At 71.1% G+C, this 17,087-nt stretch carries 17 protein-coding genes; 8 read left to right on the top strand and 9 right to left on the bottom strand.

What is annotated here, in order from left to right; translation table 11 throughout:
• Positions 1-179: 179 nt before the first annotated feature.
• The 3 genes from ACWEPL_RS18105 to ACWEPL_RS18095 all read right to left on the bottom strand — a co-directional run bounded on the left by ACWEPL_RS18105 (position 180) and on the right by ACWEPL_RS18095 (position 2,819).
• Complete coding sequence (locus tag ACWEPL_RS18105) at positions 180-734, bottom strand: hypothetical protein (RefSeq protein WP_452436849.1); 555 nt, start codon at positions 732-734, stop codon at positions 180-182.
• Positions 731-2,251, bottom strand: a complete 1,521-nt coding sequence (locus ACWEPL_RS18100) for an alpha/beta hydrolase family protein (RefSeq protein ID WP_452436848.1) — start codon at positions 2,249-2,251, stop codon at positions 731-733. Before ACWEPL_RS18100 ends, ACWEPL_RS18105 begins: the two co-directional genes overlap by 4 nt.
• Before the next feature lie 109 nt (positions 2,252-2,360).
• Entirely contained in the window at positions 2,361-2,819 is a 459-nt protein-coding gene (locus ACWEPL_RS18095; RefSeq protein WP_452436847.1) for a MarR family winged helix-turn-helix transcriptional regulator, read from the bottom strand.
• Positions 2,820-3,082: 263 nt separating this feature from the next.
• On the opposite strand from ACWEPL_RS18095, the gene ACWEPL_RS18090 reads away from it, so the two are divergent.
• From ACWEPL_RS18090 to ACWEPL_RS18055, 8 genes are all read left to right on the top strand, one after another.
• Positions 3,083-3,337: a hypothetical protein gene (locus ACWEPL_RS18090; protein WP_452436846.1), complete on the top strand. Its 255-nt coding sequence runs from the start codon at positions 3,083-3,085 to the stop codon at positions 3,335-3,337.
• Positions 3,338-3,785: 448 nt separating this feature from the next.
• On the top strand, positions 3,786-4,697 hold the full coding sequence (locus ACWEPL_RS18085; RefSeq protein ID WP_452436845.1) for an SDR family oxidoreductase: 912 nt from the start codon (positions 3,786-3,788) through the stop codon (positions 4,695-4,697).
• On the top strand, positions 4,694-5,566 hold the full coding sequence (locus tag ACWEPL_RS18080; protein ID WP_452436844.1) for an amidohydrolase family protein: 873 nt from the start codon (positions 4,694-4,696) through the stop codon (positions 5,564-5,566). Before ACWEPL_RS18085 ends, ACWEPL_RS18080 begins: the two co-directional genes overlap by 4 nt.
• Positions 5,563-6,018, top strand: coding sequence for a MaoC family dehydratase (locus ACWEPL_RS18075; RefSeq protein ID WP_350735003.1), 456 nt, complete (start codon positions 5,563-5,565; stop codon positions 6,016-6,018). Before ACWEPL_RS18080 ends, ACWEPL_RS18075 begins: the two co-directional genes overlap by 4 nt.
• Positions 6,019-6,032: 14 nt before the next feature.
• Positions 6,033-7,529, top strand: coding sequence for an acyl-CoA synthetase (locus ACWEPL_RS18070; RefSeq protein ID WP_452436843.1), 1,497 nt, complete (start codon positions 6,033-6,035; stop codon positions 7,527-7,529).
• 46 nt (positions 7,530-7,575) lie between these two features.
• Positions 7,576-8,097 carry a hypothetical protein gene (locus ACWEPL_RS18065; protein WP_452436842.1) on the top strand — a complete coding sequence of 174 codons (522 nt, stop codon included), beginning with the start codon at positions 7,576-7,578 and terminating at the stop codon, positions 8,095-8,097.
• Positions 8,098-8,130: 33 nt separating this feature from the next.
• Positions 8,131-9,030: a DUF4097 family beta strand repeat-containing protein gene (locus ACWEPL_RS18060; RefSeq protein WP_452436841.1), complete on the top strand. Its 900-nt coding sequence runs from the start codon at positions 8,131-8,133 to the stop codon at positions 9,028-9,030.
• A 119-nt stretch (positions 9,031-9,149) separates the two neighbouring features.
• Complete coding sequence (locus tag ACWEPL_RS18055; RefSeq protein ID WP_452436840.1) at positions 9,150-9,734, top strand: cysteine hydrolase; 585 nt, start codon at positions 9,150-9,152, stop codon at positions 9,732-9,734.
• A gap of 181 nt (positions 9,735-9,915) precedes the next feature.
• Here the strand turns inward: ACWEPL_RS18055 and ACWEPL_RS18050 are convergent, their stop codons facing one another.
• The 6 genes from ACWEPL_RS18050 to ACWEPL_RS18025 all read right to left on the bottom strand — a co-directional run bounded on the left by ACWEPL_RS18050 (position 9,916) and on the right by ACWEPL_RS18025 (position 16,899).
• Positions 9,916-10,506 (bottom strand): TetR/AcrR family transcriptional regulator, encoded by a 591-nt coding sequence (locus ACWEPL_RS18050; RefSeq protein ID WP_363964664.1) that lies wholly within the window; start codon positions 10,504-10,506, stop codon positions 9,916-9,918.
• Positions 10,503-12,818 carry a YhgE/Pip family protein gene (locus ACWEPL_RS18045; protein WP_452436839.1) on the bottom strand — a complete coding sequence of 772 codons (2,316 nt, stop codon included), beginning with the start codon at positions 12,816-12,818 and terminating at the stop codon, positions 10,503-10,505. Before ACWEPL_RS18045 ends, ACWEPL_RS18050 begins: the two co-directional genes overlap by 4 nt.
• Entirely contained in the window at positions 12,815-13,375 is a 561-nt protein-coding gene (locus ACWEPL_RS18040; RefSeq protein ID WP_452436838.1) for an ABC transporter ATP-binding protein, read from the bottom strand. Before ACWEPL_RS18040 ends, ACWEPL_RS18045 begins: the two co-directional genes overlap by 4 nt.
• A 133-nt stretch (positions 13,376-13,508) precedes the next feature.
• The gene (locus ACWEPL_RS18035; RefSeq protein ID WP_452436837.1) at positions 13,509-14,735 is read right to left on the bottom strand and encodes an alkaline phosphatase family protein; all 1,227 of its coding nucleotides are present in this window, start codon (positions 14,733-14,735) and stop codon (positions 13,509-13,511) included.
• The gene (locus ACWEPL_RS18030) at positions 14,732-15,631 is read right to left on the bottom strand and encodes a LysR family transcriptional regulator (protein WP_452436836.1); all 900 of its coding nucleotides are present in this window, start codon (positions 15,629-15,631) and stop codon (positions 14,732-14,734) included. Before ACWEPL_RS18030 ends, ACWEPL_RS18035 begins: the two co-directional genes overlap by 4 nt.
• Entirely contained in the window at positions 15,628-16,899 is a 1,272-nt protein-coding gene (locus ACWEPL_RS18025) for a cation:dicarboxylate symporter family transporter (RefSeq protein WP_452436835.1), read from the bottom strand. The genes ACWEPL_RS18030 and ACWEPL_RS18025 overlap by 4 nt, the downstream gene beginning before the upstream one ends.
• Positions 16,900-17,087: the final 188 nt, after the last annotated feature.

The raw sequence follows: 17,087 nt of genomic DNA, 5'->3' as shown, positions 1-17,087 counted from the left end.
ACCTGCACCACCACCCGACCGGGCCCGACAGCACGACCCACACCGCCAGCCGACCGGGCCCGACAGCACCACCCCCACCACCACCCGACCGCGACCCGCACCGCCAGCCGACCGACTCACCGGCGCGACCCTGATCGCCAGTTGACCGGTCCGGCATCGGGGCGCGTCTCGGCGTTGCGTCAGCCTTGCCGATCGGGCCAGAGGTCCGGGTAGTAGCGGGGGCATACGCAGTTCCTGTCGTCCTGCGGCGGGTCCACGACCTGGTCCGCGATCGGAGCCAGCAGCGTCTCGATCGCTTTGGCCGAAGCGACCGCGGCCTCGGTGACGCTGTAGGGATCGGCAGTGTCGGCCACGCTGACGTCCAGCCGATCCCCGTTCGACCAGACGTGGGCGCGTTGTCCGGCGATCTCCACGTGCCCCGGCTGCCCGATCCCAGGAAAGAGCGGCATGGCGACCGGGAATCGGGCGAACTCGGCCGCGGTGTAGGCGACGCCGGGGACCGGCCGCGGGTCGCCGGGGCCGAGCCACGTCACGGGCACGCCGAGCGCGGACAGCGTCCGCACGAGGTCGTCCTGCGTCTCGATGCGCAGCCCGGCCAGCAGCTGGTCGCCGTCGTTGGCGTGCCCGCCGTACGCGCGGCAGAAGCGGAAGTAGGCCAGCTCGCGTGCCCACACGTGCAGCTGGACCGGCGGGTGCCGCTCGTAGAGGTAGTCGGTCCAGCGCTGCCCGTTCATCCGCCGGATCGTACCTTGCTGTCCGCGTGGTGGACGGTGAGGTCGCCGTACGGTGACAGCTGCGCGGTGAGATCGCCCGGTTTGCCGCGTAAGGTCGCGTCGAGGAACGCGGCGCTGGTAGCGGTTGTGAGGCGCAGCCCGGCTGTGCGGCCCAGCGACCCTGCCAGTGCGGGCACGGGCGGAAGGTAGAGCGGCGCGTCTGTGAAGGTCAGGTGCGCCGTCCCCGGGACGGTAAGCCGGTAGCTCGTGGCGGTGCTGAGGTCGAGCACCTGCGTGAGGCGGGGAATATAGGTCGGGTTGTCCGCCGGGTCCACCGGGTGGGTGAGCGCGAGCACCGGTTGGCGGAAGGGCCGCGGCTCGGGGTCGTGGGGAGCGCCGTCCAGGTCGATGACCGCCACGAATCGGGAGTCCTGACGGGCCGCCAGCAACGCGGCGGCTCCGCCGATCGAGTGGCCGGTCACCGCGGCCCGAGCGGTGTCGAGGCGACCGGTCAACGGGCCCGCGATCTCACCTCGGTCGAAGCTGCCGGTCAACGGGCCCGCGATCTCACCTCGGTCGAAGCTGCCGGTCGCCGGGCCCGCGATCTCACCTCGGTCGAGGCGGCCCAGCTGGGTCAGGACGAAGCTGAGGTCGGCGGCGCGCACCGCCGTCCAGCCGGCCGCCCGCCGCTCGTCCTCGCGCTCGTCGCCGGTCGCGGCGACCCGGGTGCGGACCGTCCGGCCGTCGGCGAGGACGACGGCGGCGGAGTCGTACGGGTGGTCGAGGGCCACCACGACATAGCCGAGACTGGCCAGCTCCTCCGCCCACGCGGTGTTCTGGGTACGCACTCCCCCGAGCCCCGGCGAGAACAGCACCACGGGGAACCGTCCTCCCGCCCTGGCCACGGCGGCACCCGGCACCGAGCGGGTGCGGGCGGTCGAGGCGCCGTCGAGCAGGAAGCCGGGCGCCCCGAGGTAGTCCGCCGCGGCACCGGAGACGACGCGCGCCTCCCGCTCCGTACGGCCGAGATACACAGACCGCGCGGTGCCCGTGGCGCTCCCCTGCGCCGGGTACCAGAACTGGACGACCACCGTGCGCCGGTCATCCGGGTCGGGGGTCGCGGGCTCCGGACGCGCCGAATCGGTCCACTGCAGCACGAGGGTGCCGACCGGGAACCTGCCCGACGGCTCGGGGAAATCGGGCACCGGAAACGCCCACGCCGCCACTGGACCCGCGGCGAGGAGGCCGGCGCACGCCGCCCAGCCCGGCAACGCCAGCCACCACGGAGCCCGCCACGCGGCTCGGCCCAGCAGCACGGGAAGACTGAACGACAGCAGGATGGCCGCGCCCGCGAGAACCGGCACGAACTGCCAGCGCACCCCGGCCAGGACCAGCGCCGTCGCGGAAAGCAGCACAACCGCCGCCGCGCCCATCGTGACCGGCCGGCGGGCACGGGACGACGGGAGCCGGCGAGCGAGCACCAGCAGCGCGGCGGCCAGCACCACGACGATCTCCGGGAAGGACATGCCCAACGTCACCCGGCCATTGTTGAGGAGGGACGCGTCCCACCGCGTCCACCTGAGGTCTGGGTTTCAGGTCAGACCTACGGTTGACGCCATCGCCGTCGGAGACCGTCGTCGAAGAGCTTCACAAAAGGGCCCGCCACGCCTTGGAGAGGGCGTGGCGGAGCTGGCCGACCTGGCGCGCGGACAGGTCGGCGATCATGAGCTCCTCGAGCTCGCGTACGGGCTCGGCGAGGCGGGCCAGGAGTTCACGCCCCGCGTCGGTGAGGAGGATGTGCAGCTCGCGGCGGTTGGCCGGGTTGCGCTCGCGCCGGATGAGCCCGCGTTCCTCCAGGGCGCGCACCAGGTCGGCCACGGACTGGGCGGTGACGAACGAGTCGCGGGCCAGCTGCGCGGCCGACAGCCCGTCGTGCCGCTCCAGCACGGTGAGCGCGGTGTACTGCGTCACCGTGATGCCGGTCGGCCGCACCAGGTCGTCGAGGCGTGCGCGGACGACGAGCTCCACCTGTTTGACCATGTAGAGCAGCGACGGCGGTGCCTTGTCCGCGGCCGTTCCCGCCTGCTGTTCCGCCGTTGCGGTCATCACCTGCTCCTGAGTCGTCGTCGGGGAGATCCAGGCTAGGCCATTGACAGGAAACCTGTTGGCAACAAGACTGCCCATCGACAGGTTTCCTGTCAATTGAAGGCGGCTTGTCCGCGGCGTACCCGGGCTTTCCGTCGTGTGGCCGGGGCCACTCCGCGGCCCTGCCACGGGCGGTATCCGTGAGGGAGAAGCGCGACCATGAGCGAACCCGAGCCCGAGCCCGAGCCCGAGGAAGGCCAGGGGCGGCCGTGGCCGTGGCGGATATGACTGGCGTCGACGCGGCCAAGAGCGGCGGGGCCACCGTGATGGACCCGTCCACCGGTCAAGTGGCCGCCGCCGTGGCCGTGGCGGACGAGACCGTGACGGCTGCCCGGGGCACGTTCGTCCTGGTCGGCGCACCGTCGTCGGCACCGAGCCGGTCCTCGACCTCGACGCCACGCTGCCGGGGCAGGCGCGTGAGGTCCGGTACCGAGCCGGCCCCCGATGTGGACGCCATGCTGCCGGGGGCGGGCGCGTGACCGGCCTGACCCTCGGCGCCGGCCGGCTCCCCCGAGTCCTGGGCGCCGGATGGCTCCCCCAAGTCCTGGGTGCCGGCTGGCTCTTCCGAATCCTCGGCGCGGGCCGGCTTTCCCCGACGCCCGGTGCGGCCGAGACGCGGGCCGCGATTCCCGCCCTGGTCCCGCTCGTCCGTGTCGGCCGACTGCCGGTGCGGAAGCCGACTGGCCGCCCGTGCGGAAGCCGGCCAACCGCGGGCACGGAAGTCGACCGACCGCCGGTACGGAAGCCGGTCAGCCGCCGGTGCGGAAACCGACCGGTTGCCGGTGCAGAAGCCAGCCGACCGCCGGTGCAGAAGCTGGTCGGTTGCCGGTGTGGAAGCCGGCCGGCCGCTACCCGTTCGACGACGTCGATCGCGCCGCGCAGGGCAAGGCGATCGACCCCGTGATCACGTTCTGAGAGGTGTCCCACATGGATCTGACCGGCAAAGTGGCGATCGTCACCGGTAGCGGGCGCGGCCTCGGCCTGGCCTATGCCGTGGCCCTTGCCGCGGCGGGCGCCGCGGTGGTGGTGAACGACGTCGATCAGGAGGCGGTGGACGCCGCGGTGGCGAAGATCACCGCGGCGGGCGGCCGGGCCGTCGGCGTGGCCGCCGCGGTAGGCGGTACGGCGGCGGCCGACCACCTGATCGGGGCGAGCGTACGGGAGCTCGGCCGCCTCGACGTGCTGATCACGAACGCGGGCATCCTGCGCGACCGGGTGCTGTGGAAGATGTCCGACGAGGACTTCGACGACGTCGTGAACGTGCACCTGCGGGGCACGTTCACGTGCGCCCGCGCGGCGGCGGTGCGGATGCGCGAGCAGGGGACGGGCGGGCGGCTGATCCTCGTCGGCTCGCCGGCCGGCCAGCGCGGCAACTTCGGCCAGACCAACTACGCCGCGGCCAAGGCCGGCATCGTCGCGATGGCCCGGACCTGGGCGATGGAGCTGGCCAAGGCCGACATCACGGTCAACGCGGTGATCCCGGTCGCGGCCACCGAGATGACCAAGACCATCCCGGCGTTCGCACCGGTCATAGAGGAGTCCGACCGCACCGGGGAGCCGCTGCCCGGCTGGCTGCGCAGGGACGAGGGGCTGGGCACGGTGGAGGACGTGACCGGGCTGATCACGTACCTGGCCTCGGACGACTCCAAGGGCGTCACCGGACAGGCGATCGGCGTCGGCGGGGACCGGCTGGCCCTGTGGGCGCACCCGAAGGAGAAGGCGGTGGCGTACGCCGACGGCGGCTGGAGCGCCGAGGCCATCGCCGGGCAGTGGCACACGGGCGTCGGCGCGGAACCCGAGACCTACGGCATCCCCGCCCCCAAGGGAGCCGGACGGTGAACCTCGACGAACTGGTCGCGATCGACGTCCACACCCATGCCGAGATCTCCAAGGACGGCCACGGCTCGCTGAGCCCGGTGCTGTTCGGCGCGTCCGAGCAGTACTTCGGCTCGCACGAGCGCCCTGCCGTCCCCCAGATGGCGGCCTACTACCGGGAACGGAAGATGGCCGCGGTGGTGTTCACCGTGGACGCCGAGCACGCCACCGGCCACCCGCGCATCGCCAACGAGGAGATCGCCGAGAGCTGCGCCGAACACGCCGACGTGCTGATCCCCTTCGCCAGCGTCGACCCGCACAAGGGCAGGGCGGGGGCGCGGGAGGCCCGCCGCCTGGTGGAGCGGCACGGGGTGCGCGGCTTCAAATTCCACCCCAGCATCCAGGGGTTCGCCCCGAACGACCCGATGGCCTACCCCCTGTACGAGGTCATCGAGGAGCTGGGCGTGCCCGCCCTCTTCCACACCGGGCAGACCGGCATCGGCGCGGGAGTGCCCGGCGGGGGCGGCATCCGGCTCAAGTACTCCAACCCGATGCTGGTCGACGACGTGGCCGTGGACTTCCCCGAGCTGCGCGTCATCCTGGCGCACCCGTCGTTCCCCTGGCAGGACGAGGCGCTCGCCGTCGCCACGCACAAGCCGTACGTCCACATCGACCTGTCCGGATGGTCGCCGAAGTACTTCCCGCCCCAGCTCGTCCGGTACGCCAACAGCCTGCTCAAGGACAAGGTGCTCTTCGGCTCCGACTACCCCATCATCACCCCGGACCGCTGGCTGGCCGACTTCGCCAAGCTCGACATCAAGCCCGAGGTCCGCCCCAAGATCCTCAAGGACAACGCCGCCCGCCTGCTCGGCCTCGACAAGGAGACCTCATGATCACGGTTGACGGACTCGCGGAGATCAAGGCCCTGGCCGGCCGCGACCTGGGCCACAGCTCCTGGCTGGAGATCACCCAGGAGCGCGTGAACACCTTCGCGGACGCCACGAACGACCACCAATGGATCCACGTGGACACCCGGCGGGCCGCGGACGGCCCCTTCGGCGGCACCATCGCCCACGGCTATCTCACCCTGGCCCTGGTCATCCCGCTGTTCAACGAGGTGCTCGGCATCCAGGGCGTGAAGATGAGCATCAACTACGGGCTGGAGAAGGTTCGCTTCCCCGCCCCGGTGCGCGTGGGCGCCAAGGTCCGCCTGGCCGCGAAGGTCGCCGAGGTCGAGGACGTGCCCGGCGACGGCGTGCAGATGCTCTGCGACTTCGCGGTCGAGATCGACGGCGTCGGCAAGCCCGCCTGCGTCGCCCGTGCCGTCTACCGCCACTACGCCTGAGAGGTGACGGGACGGTGTTGAACGCAGGGCTCGGCGGGTGGCCGGCCAGGCGGGCCGCGATGTCGCCGGACCGCACCGCCTTCGTCTTCCGTGACCGCGCGACGACGTACGCGGAGGTGTTCGACCGCACCACCCGGCTGGCCGGGCAGTTGCGCGCGGCCGGGGTGCGCAAAGGGGACCGGGTGGCCTACCTGGGGCAGAACCATCCGGCGTTCGTGGAGACGATGTTCGCCACGCACATGCTCGGCGGCATCTTCGTGCCGCTGAACTTCCGGCTCGCCGCGCCGGAGATCGACCACCTGCTGGCCCACAGCGGGGCGACCGTGCTCGTCCACGCCCCCGAGCACGCCTTCGGGCAGGCCGTACGCACGGTGGTGGCCCTGGGGCCGGACTACGAGGAGTGGCTCGCCGCCGGTGACCCCGCGCCCATCGACGTGCCGGTCGGCCTCGACGACGCGGCCTGCGTCCTGTACACCTCCGGCACCACGGGCCGCCCCAAGGGCGCCACGCTGACCCACGGCAACCTGATCTGGAACTGCTATAACCTCCTGGTCGGGGTGGACGTCGCCGCCGACGAGGTGACGCTGGTCAGCGCGCCGCTGTTCCACGTGGCGGCGCTCAACCAGTGCCTGCTGCCCACGTTCCTCAAGGGCGGATGCTCGGTCATCATGCCGTCCTGGAGCGTGGACGCCTGCTTCGACCTCATCGCCGGGCATAGCGTCACCTGGATGTTCGGCGTGACCACGATGTTCGCCGCGCTCGCGCGGTCGCCCCGCTGGGCGGACGCCGACCTGTCGTCCGTACGCTGCCTGATGGCGGGCGGCGCGGCGGTCCCGCCCGCGCTGATCCACACCTATCAGGAACGCGGCCTGACCTTCTGCCAGGGTTACGGCCTCACAGAGACGGCGCCGGGCGCCACGTTCCTGGAGGCGGGCGAGAGCGAACGCAAGGCCGGATCCGCCGGGGTCCCGGTCTTCTTCACCAATGTCCGCTGCGTCCGCCCCGACCTGACCGACACCGCCCCCGGCGAACCCGGCGAAGTGATCATCCAGGGCCCGAACGTGACCCCCGGCTACTGGGACGACCCCGCCGCCACCGCGCGGGCCTTCTCCGAGGGCCGGTGGTTCCACTCCGGCGACATCGCGTACGTGGACCCCGAAGGGCACTTCCACATCGTCGACCGGGTCAAGGACATGTACATCTCCGGCGGCGAGAACGTCTACCCGGCCGAGGTCGAGGCGGCCGTCTACGAGCACCCCTCGGTCGCCGAGGTCGCGGTGATCGGCGTGCCGGACGCCACGTGGGGAGAGGTCGGCCGGGCATTCGTGATCACCGTCCCCGGCCGCGGTCTGACCATCGGCGAACTGCGGGCGTTCCTGGCCGAGCGGCTGGCCAGGTACAAGCTCCCCGTGTACCTCGACATCGTGGACGACCTGCCCCGCACCGGCTCGAACAAGATCCAGAAGAGCCGGCTGCGCGACACCCTCGGGAGCGCTCCCGGCCGGACGTGACGCGGCGACGCTGGCGTTGGCGTCACTTTGGCGCCATAATGGCGCCATGGATCTCAAGCCGTACGTCGACAGGCTACACAGGGACCTCGCGATCGCCGCGGAAGCAGGCGGCGAGGACGCGCGCGCCCTCGCCGAGCGACTTGTCTCACCTCTCGAGTCATCCGTCCGGCTGATCCTGCTGGAGGTCCTGTCGGCGGCCGCCGACGAGATAACGCGCGAGCTGGCGCCGGGTTCGGTGGAGGTCCGCCTGCGCCGCGGCGATCCCGACTTCGTCCTGACCCGATCCCCGGCGCAGCACCCGCCCGCGCCGGATGCCCCCGATGACGACGGCGGGCCGTCCGGCGCGGGCGTCCAGCCCGTGGAGATCCAGGAAGGCGGCACGGCCCGCTTCAGCCTCCGGCTCCCTGAGCACCTGAAGGTGCAGGTCGAGGAGGCCGCCCGCCGGGAGGGCCTGTCGGTCAACACCTGGCTGGTGCGTGCCGTCGCGGCCACGTTGGAGCCCGGCGGCCGCCGGACGGCGGGGCGCGGCTCGGCGAGCGGGCGCAGCTACACCGGCTGGGTCGGCTGAGGCCCGGACGTACGCAACCACGAGGAGGGTTTCATGCCGACATTCGACACACCCGAGCCGATCTCGGTCAGCATCGACCTGCCCGGCGCCGAGGTCAGGATCATCGCGAGCGACCGCGCCACCACGGTGGTCGACGCCCGGCCTGACGACGGTGAAGGAGGGGCTGCCGCGGTCCAGATCGGCTACGCGGCCGGCAAGCTGGTCGTCAAAAGCGCCCAGCAGGAGCCCGCCCAGTCCCGGTATGCGGGCGCCGGAGCAGGCCCGCGGCGCCAGGGGTGGGGCCTGTCAGCCCTGGCCGGCCTGTTCGGCGACTGGGGGGAGTCGGTCCGCGTGACGATCGAGCTGCCGTCGGGCTCGCACGTACAGGGCTCGACGACGTCGGGCGAGTTCCACTGCACCGGCCGGTTGGGAGACTGCCGGCTGCAGACGGACCACGGCGACATCCGGCTCGACGAGGCCGGCGCGATCCAGCTGACCAGCGACAGCGGCGAGATCGGCGTCGAGCGCGCCACCGGCCGGGCCGAGGTCTCCAGCGCGTCCGGCGAGATCAGGATCCAGGAGGTGGACGGCCCCGCGTCGATCAGGAACGACGACGGGGAGTGCTACATCGGCGAGGTGACGGGCGAGCTGCGGCTGATCGGCACCAGCGGCGACATGCAGGTCGAGCGCGCTCACGGCGGCGTCGAGGCGAAGAACGTGCACGGCAGCGTGCGGATCGGCGAGGTCGCGCGCGGCTCGGTCGTCCTGACGAGCACGACCGGCGACCTCGAGGTCGGCATCCGGCAGGGCACGGCGGCGTTCCTCGACGTGAGCACGGCCAACGGCAGGCTGCTCAACTCCCTCGACGCCCGCGAGAGCCCGGACGGGTTCGACGAGACGGTCGAGATCCGCGCCCGCAGCCACGACGGCGACATCACGATCCGCCGCGCCTGACGGGCCGCCTCCCGATGAAGGTCGGCGAGTACGACACTGCCGTCGAGCCGCGCGGGTGATGGCGCGTCCGGGGCATCACGTCCGAAGCTAGTGGCGTGACGGTACGTTCCGGCGAGTCCGTGCTCGTGGTCATCGACATGCAGAACTACTTCGTTCGCGATGTTTCTGCCCATATCGTCCCCGTCATCGCGGACCTTGTCGCCCGGTGGCGGTCGGCGGGGAACGACGTGGTGTTCACCCGCTACGTCAACCATCCGGGCTCGCCGTACGAGCGGCTGCTCGGCTGGACAGAATGCATGGAGCCGCCGCAGATCGAGATCGTCGACGAGCTGCGGGCGCACGCGCGGCAGGCGACGGCCGTCATCGACAAGAAGGGGTACAACCTGTTCGCCGACGCCGGCGGAGCGGCGCTGATCGCCGGACGCGGGTGGCGGGACATCTACCTGTGCGGGATCGCCACGGAAAACTGCGTGCTGGCGACCGCGCTCGGGGCGTTCGAGCTCGACCTGACGCCGTGGCTGATCGAAGACGCCTCCGCCAGCCACCGCGGGCGTCACGCCCACGACGCGGGAGTGTTCGTCGCGGGGAGCTTCATCGGCGGAAGACAGATCATCTCGGTAGCGGATATCCCTGGCCTTGCCGGCAGTCCCCGAGGACCGGAATCTCTGAGCGGCCGGCCCCGCGCCAGAGGCTCGAATCCCTGAGCGACCAGCCCCGCGCCAGAGGCTCGAATCCCTGAGCGACCAGCCCCGCGCCAGAGGCTCGAATCCCTGAGCGACCAGCCCCGCGCCGGAAGCCCGAATCCCTGAGCGACCGGTCCACGCCTCGGGGCGTTCGCGAGGCCGGGGCCGCGAACTCGGCGCAGGTGTATTCGCCAGGCAGGGGCTACTTGATGCGGCCGTGGAGGAGCTCGACCAGGGTCGCGTGAGTGCGCTCCAGCGGCCGGTCCGGATACAGGGCGCGGCGCTCGATGGCGACCGTCAGCACCATGCCGAACACGGCCGTCGCCGCCGTCTCCACGTCCAGGTCGGCCCGGACCTCGCCGTTCGCGGCGGCCCTGCGCAGCACGTCCGCGTACACGCCGAGCGCGCTCCGGCGCAGCCGCCCCACCGCCTCCTGCCACGCCGTCCGCCACATCTCGGCCAGCAGCACCCGGGCGAAGGCCCCGTGCTCCTCGAAGAACCTGAGCTGGCCGAGCACCACCGAGTCGAGCGCGTCCAGCGCGCTCTCCCCGGTGTCGGAACCGGCCAGCGCCTCGGCGAGCATGTCGATCGAGTGCTCCAGCAGCGCCTCGAACAGTCCCTCCTTGCTGCCGAAGTTGTAGAACACGGTGCCCTTGGCCACCCCGGCCCGCTCGGCGATGGCGTCGACCGTGGTGGCCGCGTACCCGTGCTCGGCGATCAGCTCCACAGCCGCCCTGAACACCTTCTTCCGGGTGTCCTGCCTGCTCCCGCGCCTGGCGGTGCTCTCGCTCACAGCGCCAGCTCCGGGTGCAGGCGCTTGACGGACCAGATGCGGCCGCGCTCCACGGCGAGCGTGGTGAGCGCGAGCCCGAGTACGAGGAAAGCCGACAGCACGCCGCAAGCCTGCCACACCACGGTGAGATCGCCACCGCTGATCAGCCTGCGCAGCGCCGACACCACCCAGCTCATCGGCAGCCACGGCGAGATCGTCTGGAAGAACCCGGGCGACGTCTCGATGGGATACGTACCGGCCGCCGAGGTGAGCTGCAGCATCAGCAGCGCCAGCGCGACCACCCGTCCGGGCGGGCCGAGCAGCGCGTTCACCGCCTGCACGACCGCCATGAACGCGGCGGTCGCGAGCAGCAGCAGCCCGGCGAGCCCGGCCCAGCTCGCGGCCTCCAGCCCGAGCCCGAGCCGCAGAACCGCCACCAGCACGCCCACCTGCGCCGCCCCGAGCACCACCGCCGGCAGCCAGCCCGCCAGCGCGATCCGCACCGCGCCCGTCGTGCCCGCCAGCCGCCGCTGGTTCAGCGGCTTCAGCACCATGTACGCGATCATCGCACCGACCCAGAGCGCCAGCGGCAGGAAGAACGGCGCGAAGCCGGTGCCGTAGTTGGGCACCTCGTTGTCGACGGTCTTGGCCAGCCGGACCGGGTCGCTCATCACGTCCGCGCGGTCGTCGCGCTGCTTGCCGTCGTAGTCGGGGATCCGGGCGGCGCCGTCGCCGAGCCCGCCTGCCAGCTCCTTCGATCCTGCGGCGAGCTTGGCCGCGCCCTTGTCCGCCTGGCCCGCGCCGTCGTGGAGCCGGTCCACGCCGGTGCTCAGTTCGCTCGCGCCGTCGCTCAGCCTGACCAGCCCGCCGCCCAGGCGTCCGATGCCGTTCGTGACCTGGCGCGAACCGTCGGTCAGCTTGGTCGCACCCTGGTAGAGCCGGTTCGCGCCGGTGGCGGCCGTGCCCAGGCCGGAGTTCACCTTCGCGGCGCCATCGGCCAGCTTGCCCAGGCCCGTGTCCAGGGCGTTGAGCCGGTTTCTGGCCTGGTCCAGCTTGGACCCGAGCTGAGGTGCCACAGCCGCGATCTTGCGAGCCTGCGCGGCCAGCTCCCGCGCCTGGTTCCTCAGGTCCGCGACGCCGTCGATCCGGGTTCCCGCGACGCTGCCGGCGCTCGTCCGGGCGGCGTCCTGGGCCTGGTCCGCCTGAGTGGCGGCCCGGCGCGCGGCGGCTGCCGCGTTCCTCAGCAGGCCGCGTACCTCGGGGTCTGCGTCCGCGCCGAGGCGGTCGAGCGCGGCCTGCGCCTGCGAGCTCGCCTCCCTGGCGCTGTCGGCCGCGCTTCCCGCGTGGGTGTCCGCCGCGCTCGACTGTGCTGTGCCGGTTGACGACCCGCCGTCGGCGACCTTGTCGGCGGCGTCGGCAACCGCCTCGGCGGCTCTGGAGATCTTGGGGCCCCATTCGTCCAGCACGGGGACGTACGTGTCGGCGAGCTGGTTGACCGTGCGGGTCTGAGCGTGAACCTGCTGGTATGCCTCCTTCGCTCCGGAACCGAGCGGAGCGGTTCCTTTCTCGTGGAGCTGGTTCAGGCCGTCGCGCAGTTGCCCGATGGCCCGCTGCGCCTGCGTGAGGCCCTGCGTGACCTGGGCCGAGCCGTCACGCAGCCTGCCCGTGGCGGTGTTGGCGGTGCTCAGGCCGGCGGAGAGCTGCCGGGCGCCGTTCTCGGCCGTGCCCAGGCCGTCGCTGAGCCGGGAGACGCCGTCACCGAGCCGCACGACGCCGTCGTGCAGCTTGTCCGCGCCCTCGGCGGCCTCCGCCGTCTTGTCGTGGATGTCGCCGATCGAGACGAAGACGTTGTCGAAGTAGTCGTGGATCGCCGTGCGCTCGGCCGCCGCCCGTACCTCGTTGAACACCGCGTCCGAGATGCTGCCCATGATGTAGCTGCGGCCCGTGTCCACGCGCAGCCCGAGCCGCGCCGGGCTCGGTGCGGCGGCGTCGTCGGCGGGTGAGGCCAGCTTGGCGCTGAAGTCGGCGGGCACGGTCAGCGACAGGTAGAACGTGCCGTCCGCGACCCCGTCGGCCGCCTGCCTCGCGGTGGTCTCGTGCCAGCCGAAGACGTCGCGCTTCCGCAGCTCGCCGGCCAGGTCGCGGCCCGCGTGCAGGGTCTTGCCCGCGGCTCGGGCAGGCTGGTCCTCGACGACCAGCGCGACCGGCACGCGGTCCAGATTGCCCTGCGGGTCCCAGAACGACCACAGGTACAGGCCCGCGTACAGGAGCGGCAGCACCACCACCGCCGCCAGCGCCGCTCTCGTCAGCCGCGACCGCAACATGCCCTTCATGACAGCTCCACCAGTTCGTCGTAGTGGGCGGGCGGCGTCACGCACGAGGCCACCACCGTGCGGCCGAGGCTCCGCAGCAGGTTCCACAGCGCCTGCTGCCGGTCGGCCGGCAGGCCCGCGTCCACGTTGTCGGCGACGATCACCTCGGGCTCGTCCAGCAGCGCCAGCGCGAGGCCCAGCCGCACGCGTTGCTCGCGATCCAGCTCCCGCACCAGCGTTCGCTCCTGCCCCGCCAGCCCGACCCGCTCAAGAATCTCCTGGTACGGCCGGCGCCGCCGCTCCCGCAGGTGCTCCCCGACCGTCAGCGACCGGTCCAGATCCGTCACCCCGTCGATCAGCGCCAACGCCACGGCTTTGCGGATGGCGCGGCGCCCGGCGTGCCCGGCGACGTTCAGCGCGCCTTTGGTGGGCTCCATCCGCCCGGCCAGCGTCAGCAGGAGGCTCGTCCGCCCGCTTCCCGCCGAACCCGCGACCACCGTGAGCGTGCCGGCCCCGACCTTCAGCGAGACCTCCGGGTACACCCCCTCGATCGCCAACCCTTCCGCAACGATCATCATGACTCCATTCTTTATACTGACCAGTCAGTACAAAGATAGGGCCGGTTCGCGCGGCCGCACCCATGGAGGCGCGGTGGCATTCGTCACCTCCGGCCGGCGTCGCCCCACCCCGGCTTCAGATGGGCCGTGCCGTCTACACGGTGTTGTTGAGCGTCAGATCGTGGATGTCCCGATTCCTCAGCACACCGGCGTGCAGCCGCTTCGCCAGCGGCCCCCTGACGGGGCGGCTGAGGATCAGCGGAACGAGCTGCTCGTGCCTGCTGCCATGGGATCGGAGACCTCCATGGAGCTGGGAGAGATCGTGATCGACCGCATGGCGGCCGAGCGCCGTGTCGGCCGCGGCCGCGAGACCGAGGTCGCCGATGCGGTCCACCGGAAGCTCGTAGATCGTCGCCGCGTCCTCACGTTCCCAGACCTCTTCGATACCGGGCAGTGCCGCGAGGGCACGCACAGCGGCCCCGCGATGCTCGGGAGCCAGATGCAGCCAGGCGAAGCCCCCGAGCGCCCCGTGATGCTTGGGGTAGGGGTCGGTGATGGGCAGCACGATCTCCTCGAACGGGACGCCCGCTTCGGTGAGGAGGTCGCCGAGATAGTGCACCCGAGCGGTGCCGGCATCGTGGTGCTTGGCGTTCATTCCATGATCGGCGGTGATCCCCACCGTGCACCCGGCGTCCAGGTACGCGCCGAGCAAGGCGTCGAACTCGACGAAGAACCGGTCGGCGAGTTCGTCCCCGGGTGCCGCAGCATGCTGGACCCGGTCCGTGAGGGAGACGTAGATGAGGCGCAGCCCGGGAACCCGCTGAAGCACGGCGAGGCCGATGCGCATCGCGTAGTGGCTGGCGGAGGGGTCGTAGACGTCGGGAGCAGGTGTTCCGACGAGCTCCTCGATGTCGTCGATCCCGTACTCGGGCAGTGCGGCGCCTGGTGCGCGTTCGACGCTGACGCTCGGCACGCCTCCGTTTCCGAGCAGGCGCCGGAGCTTGTCCTTGGTCGTGACGGCCAGGGTCGGGATCCCGCGGGCGGCGAACTCGGCGTGGATGCTCGGCGCGCGAAGAAATCGAGGATCATTGAGCAGTTCCAGTGAGCCGTCGGGCAGCCGGCAGTAGTTCCCGGGGATGCCGTGGATGGCAGGCGGAACGCCGGTGACGATGGAGATGTTGTTCGGGTTGGTCAAGCTCGGCATCTCTGACGCTCCGACGGAGAAGACGCCGCCGTCGTCGAGCATCCGCTGGAGACGGGGCATGATGCCGCGGCTCAGCCCGTCCCGGAAGTATCGCGGGTCACCACCGTCGACGGTGATGACGACGACGGGGTGATCCGGGACGGTGTACGGGCGATCGTTCACGGTGATGGTGGTCATGGTGTCCTTTCTTCACGGACGCTTTCGATGAAGAGCTCTTCGACCAGCGTCGGCGGTCGTGCCGCCAGCCTGATCAGCTGGATCGGGCGTTCGGGAGGCACCGGGTCGAGATGGACCTCGGCGACCCGGCCGAGCAGCAGGGCCTCCTCGGCGACGGCCCTGGGCAGGCAGGCCAGGCCGAGACCCTGGGCCACCGCGGCGACGATCGCGCTCGTGCCGGCGATCGTGCCGGCATGGGTGCGTGGGATTCCCCACCTCTGCGCCATGTCCACCTGGTACTGGCGCGTGGTGGACCCCTCCTCTCGGAGCAGGATGCGGGTGCCGCGCAACAGGTGCGGCTCCACCCGCTGCCCGGCGAGCGGGTGATCGCCGGCCACGATGACCACCTGCTCCTCGCTTCCCGCTGCCGTCGCGCTGAGAGAGGGCTGCTCGCTCTGAGCGGCGACGAGCGCGAGAGGCAGCTCGCCGGAGAGCACCTTCTGGGTGATGAGCGAGGAGTTCGCGACGTGGAGTTCCAGCTCGACGTCCGGGTAGCGGTCCAGAAAGGAACGCAGGAGCCGTGGAAGCAGGCGCTCCGTCGCAGTGGTCGTGCCTCCGATGGCCAGGACACCGGCCACCGGCGCCCGTCGTACACGCGTGATCTGATCCAGCGCCTCGTCCGCGAGGGCGAGCAGACCACGGCCGTACTCAAGGAGCTTCTCACCGGCCTCGGTGAGCCGGAGCGACGGCGCGGAACGGTCGACCAGCACCGCACCGACCTCGCCTTCGAGCTGCTGAAGGTGAGACGAGACGGTCGACTGCGCGACGCCGAGCGCTCTCGCGGCCGCCGAGATACCGCGGTGATCGGCGATCGCCACGAATACCTGAACCCGTTGGAGGCTGAGTTTGCCGGTCATCGGCCGCTGACCTTCTCCGGCTCGGATGTCAGCGGGACGGGAGGCGCGGACTTCCCGGACATGATGGCGTTGGCGGCGGACGACGAGATCTCGCCTTGCCAGCGCGCGATCACCAGACCTGCCACCGCGTTGCCGAGCGAGTTCACGACGGCGCGGCACTCGGACATGAATCGGTCGATCCCGAAAACGAGCATGACACCCGAGACCGGGATGACGGACGTCGCCGACACTGTCGTGGACAGCATCACGAAGCCGCCTCCGGTCACGCCCGCGGTTCCCTTCGACGACAACAACATCACCGCGAGGAGCAGCAGCTGCTGGCCGAGATCGAGGTCGATCCCCAGCGCCTGGGCGATGAACATGCTGGTCAGCGTGAGATAGATGCATGTGCCGTCGAGGTTGAACGAATAGCCCGCGCTGACGGTGATGCCCGCCGTCCCCTTGTCGACGCCGAGGCGGGTGAGTTTGGCGACGATACCGGGGATCGCGGCTTCCGAGGAGGACGCGCCCAGCGCCAGCAGGATCTCGTCCTTGAAGTACCGGAAAGTGTGCAGCGGGTTCAGCCGTACCAGCAGCAGGATGCCGCCGAGGACGACGACCACGAACGCGATCGATGTGCCGTAGAAGGTGCCGATCAGCTTCAGCAGCGCGCCGATGGTCGCCACCCCGAAGTGGCCCACGGTGTACGCCATCGCGCCGAACACGCCGACGGGGGCGACATACGTAACGAGTCGCACGATCGTGAACAGGACCTCGCCGATCCGATCGACCGCCCGGGCCACGGGCCGAGCCCGATCGCCGAGGACGGCCAGGGCGACGCCGAACAGAACGGCGAAGAACAGAATCTGAAGAATCGCGCCTTCGGCGAAGCTCGCCACGATGTTCTTTGGGAAGATCTGCAGCACGTAGTCGATCCACGACATCTCTGACGCCGCGTCAACCCGTGCGCTCACCTCGTCGGTGAGCTGAAGCTGAGCCGGGTTCACCGCCAGGCCGTCACCCGGGCGCACCAGGTTCACGGCGAGGAGCCCGAGCAACAGCGCCAGCGTGGTCACGATCTCGAAGTACGCGATCGAACGCAACGCGATCGCGCCGACGTGCCGGAGCCGATTCACGGCTGCGATACCGCTGACGACCATGCAGAAGACGATCGGTCCCAGCAGCATCGTCAACAGCCCGACGAACGTGTCCCCCAGAACCTCCAACGACGTCGCGAAGCCAGGTGCCACCAGGCCGACGATCACGCCTGCGGCCATTCCGGCGAGCACCCACGTGTACAGCTGCCGGTACCAGGGCCTGCGCACGCGCTGAGCACTCTCGACAACGGCTGAAGCCATGATTTTCCACCTCCACCTGATGAGGCGAGCGCATGCCTCGCTCCGCCCACCCGGACATCGTGGGCGGCGACACGTAGAGGAAGGTGAACGACGGCCACCCGGCCAGACGAATGTGCGAC

The sequence above is a fragment of the Nonomuraea sp. NPDC004186 genome, assembly GCF_053603495.1.
The sequence above is the reverse complement of the archived record's forward strand: the minus strand, read 5'-3'. Positions and strand labels throughout refer to the sequence as shown.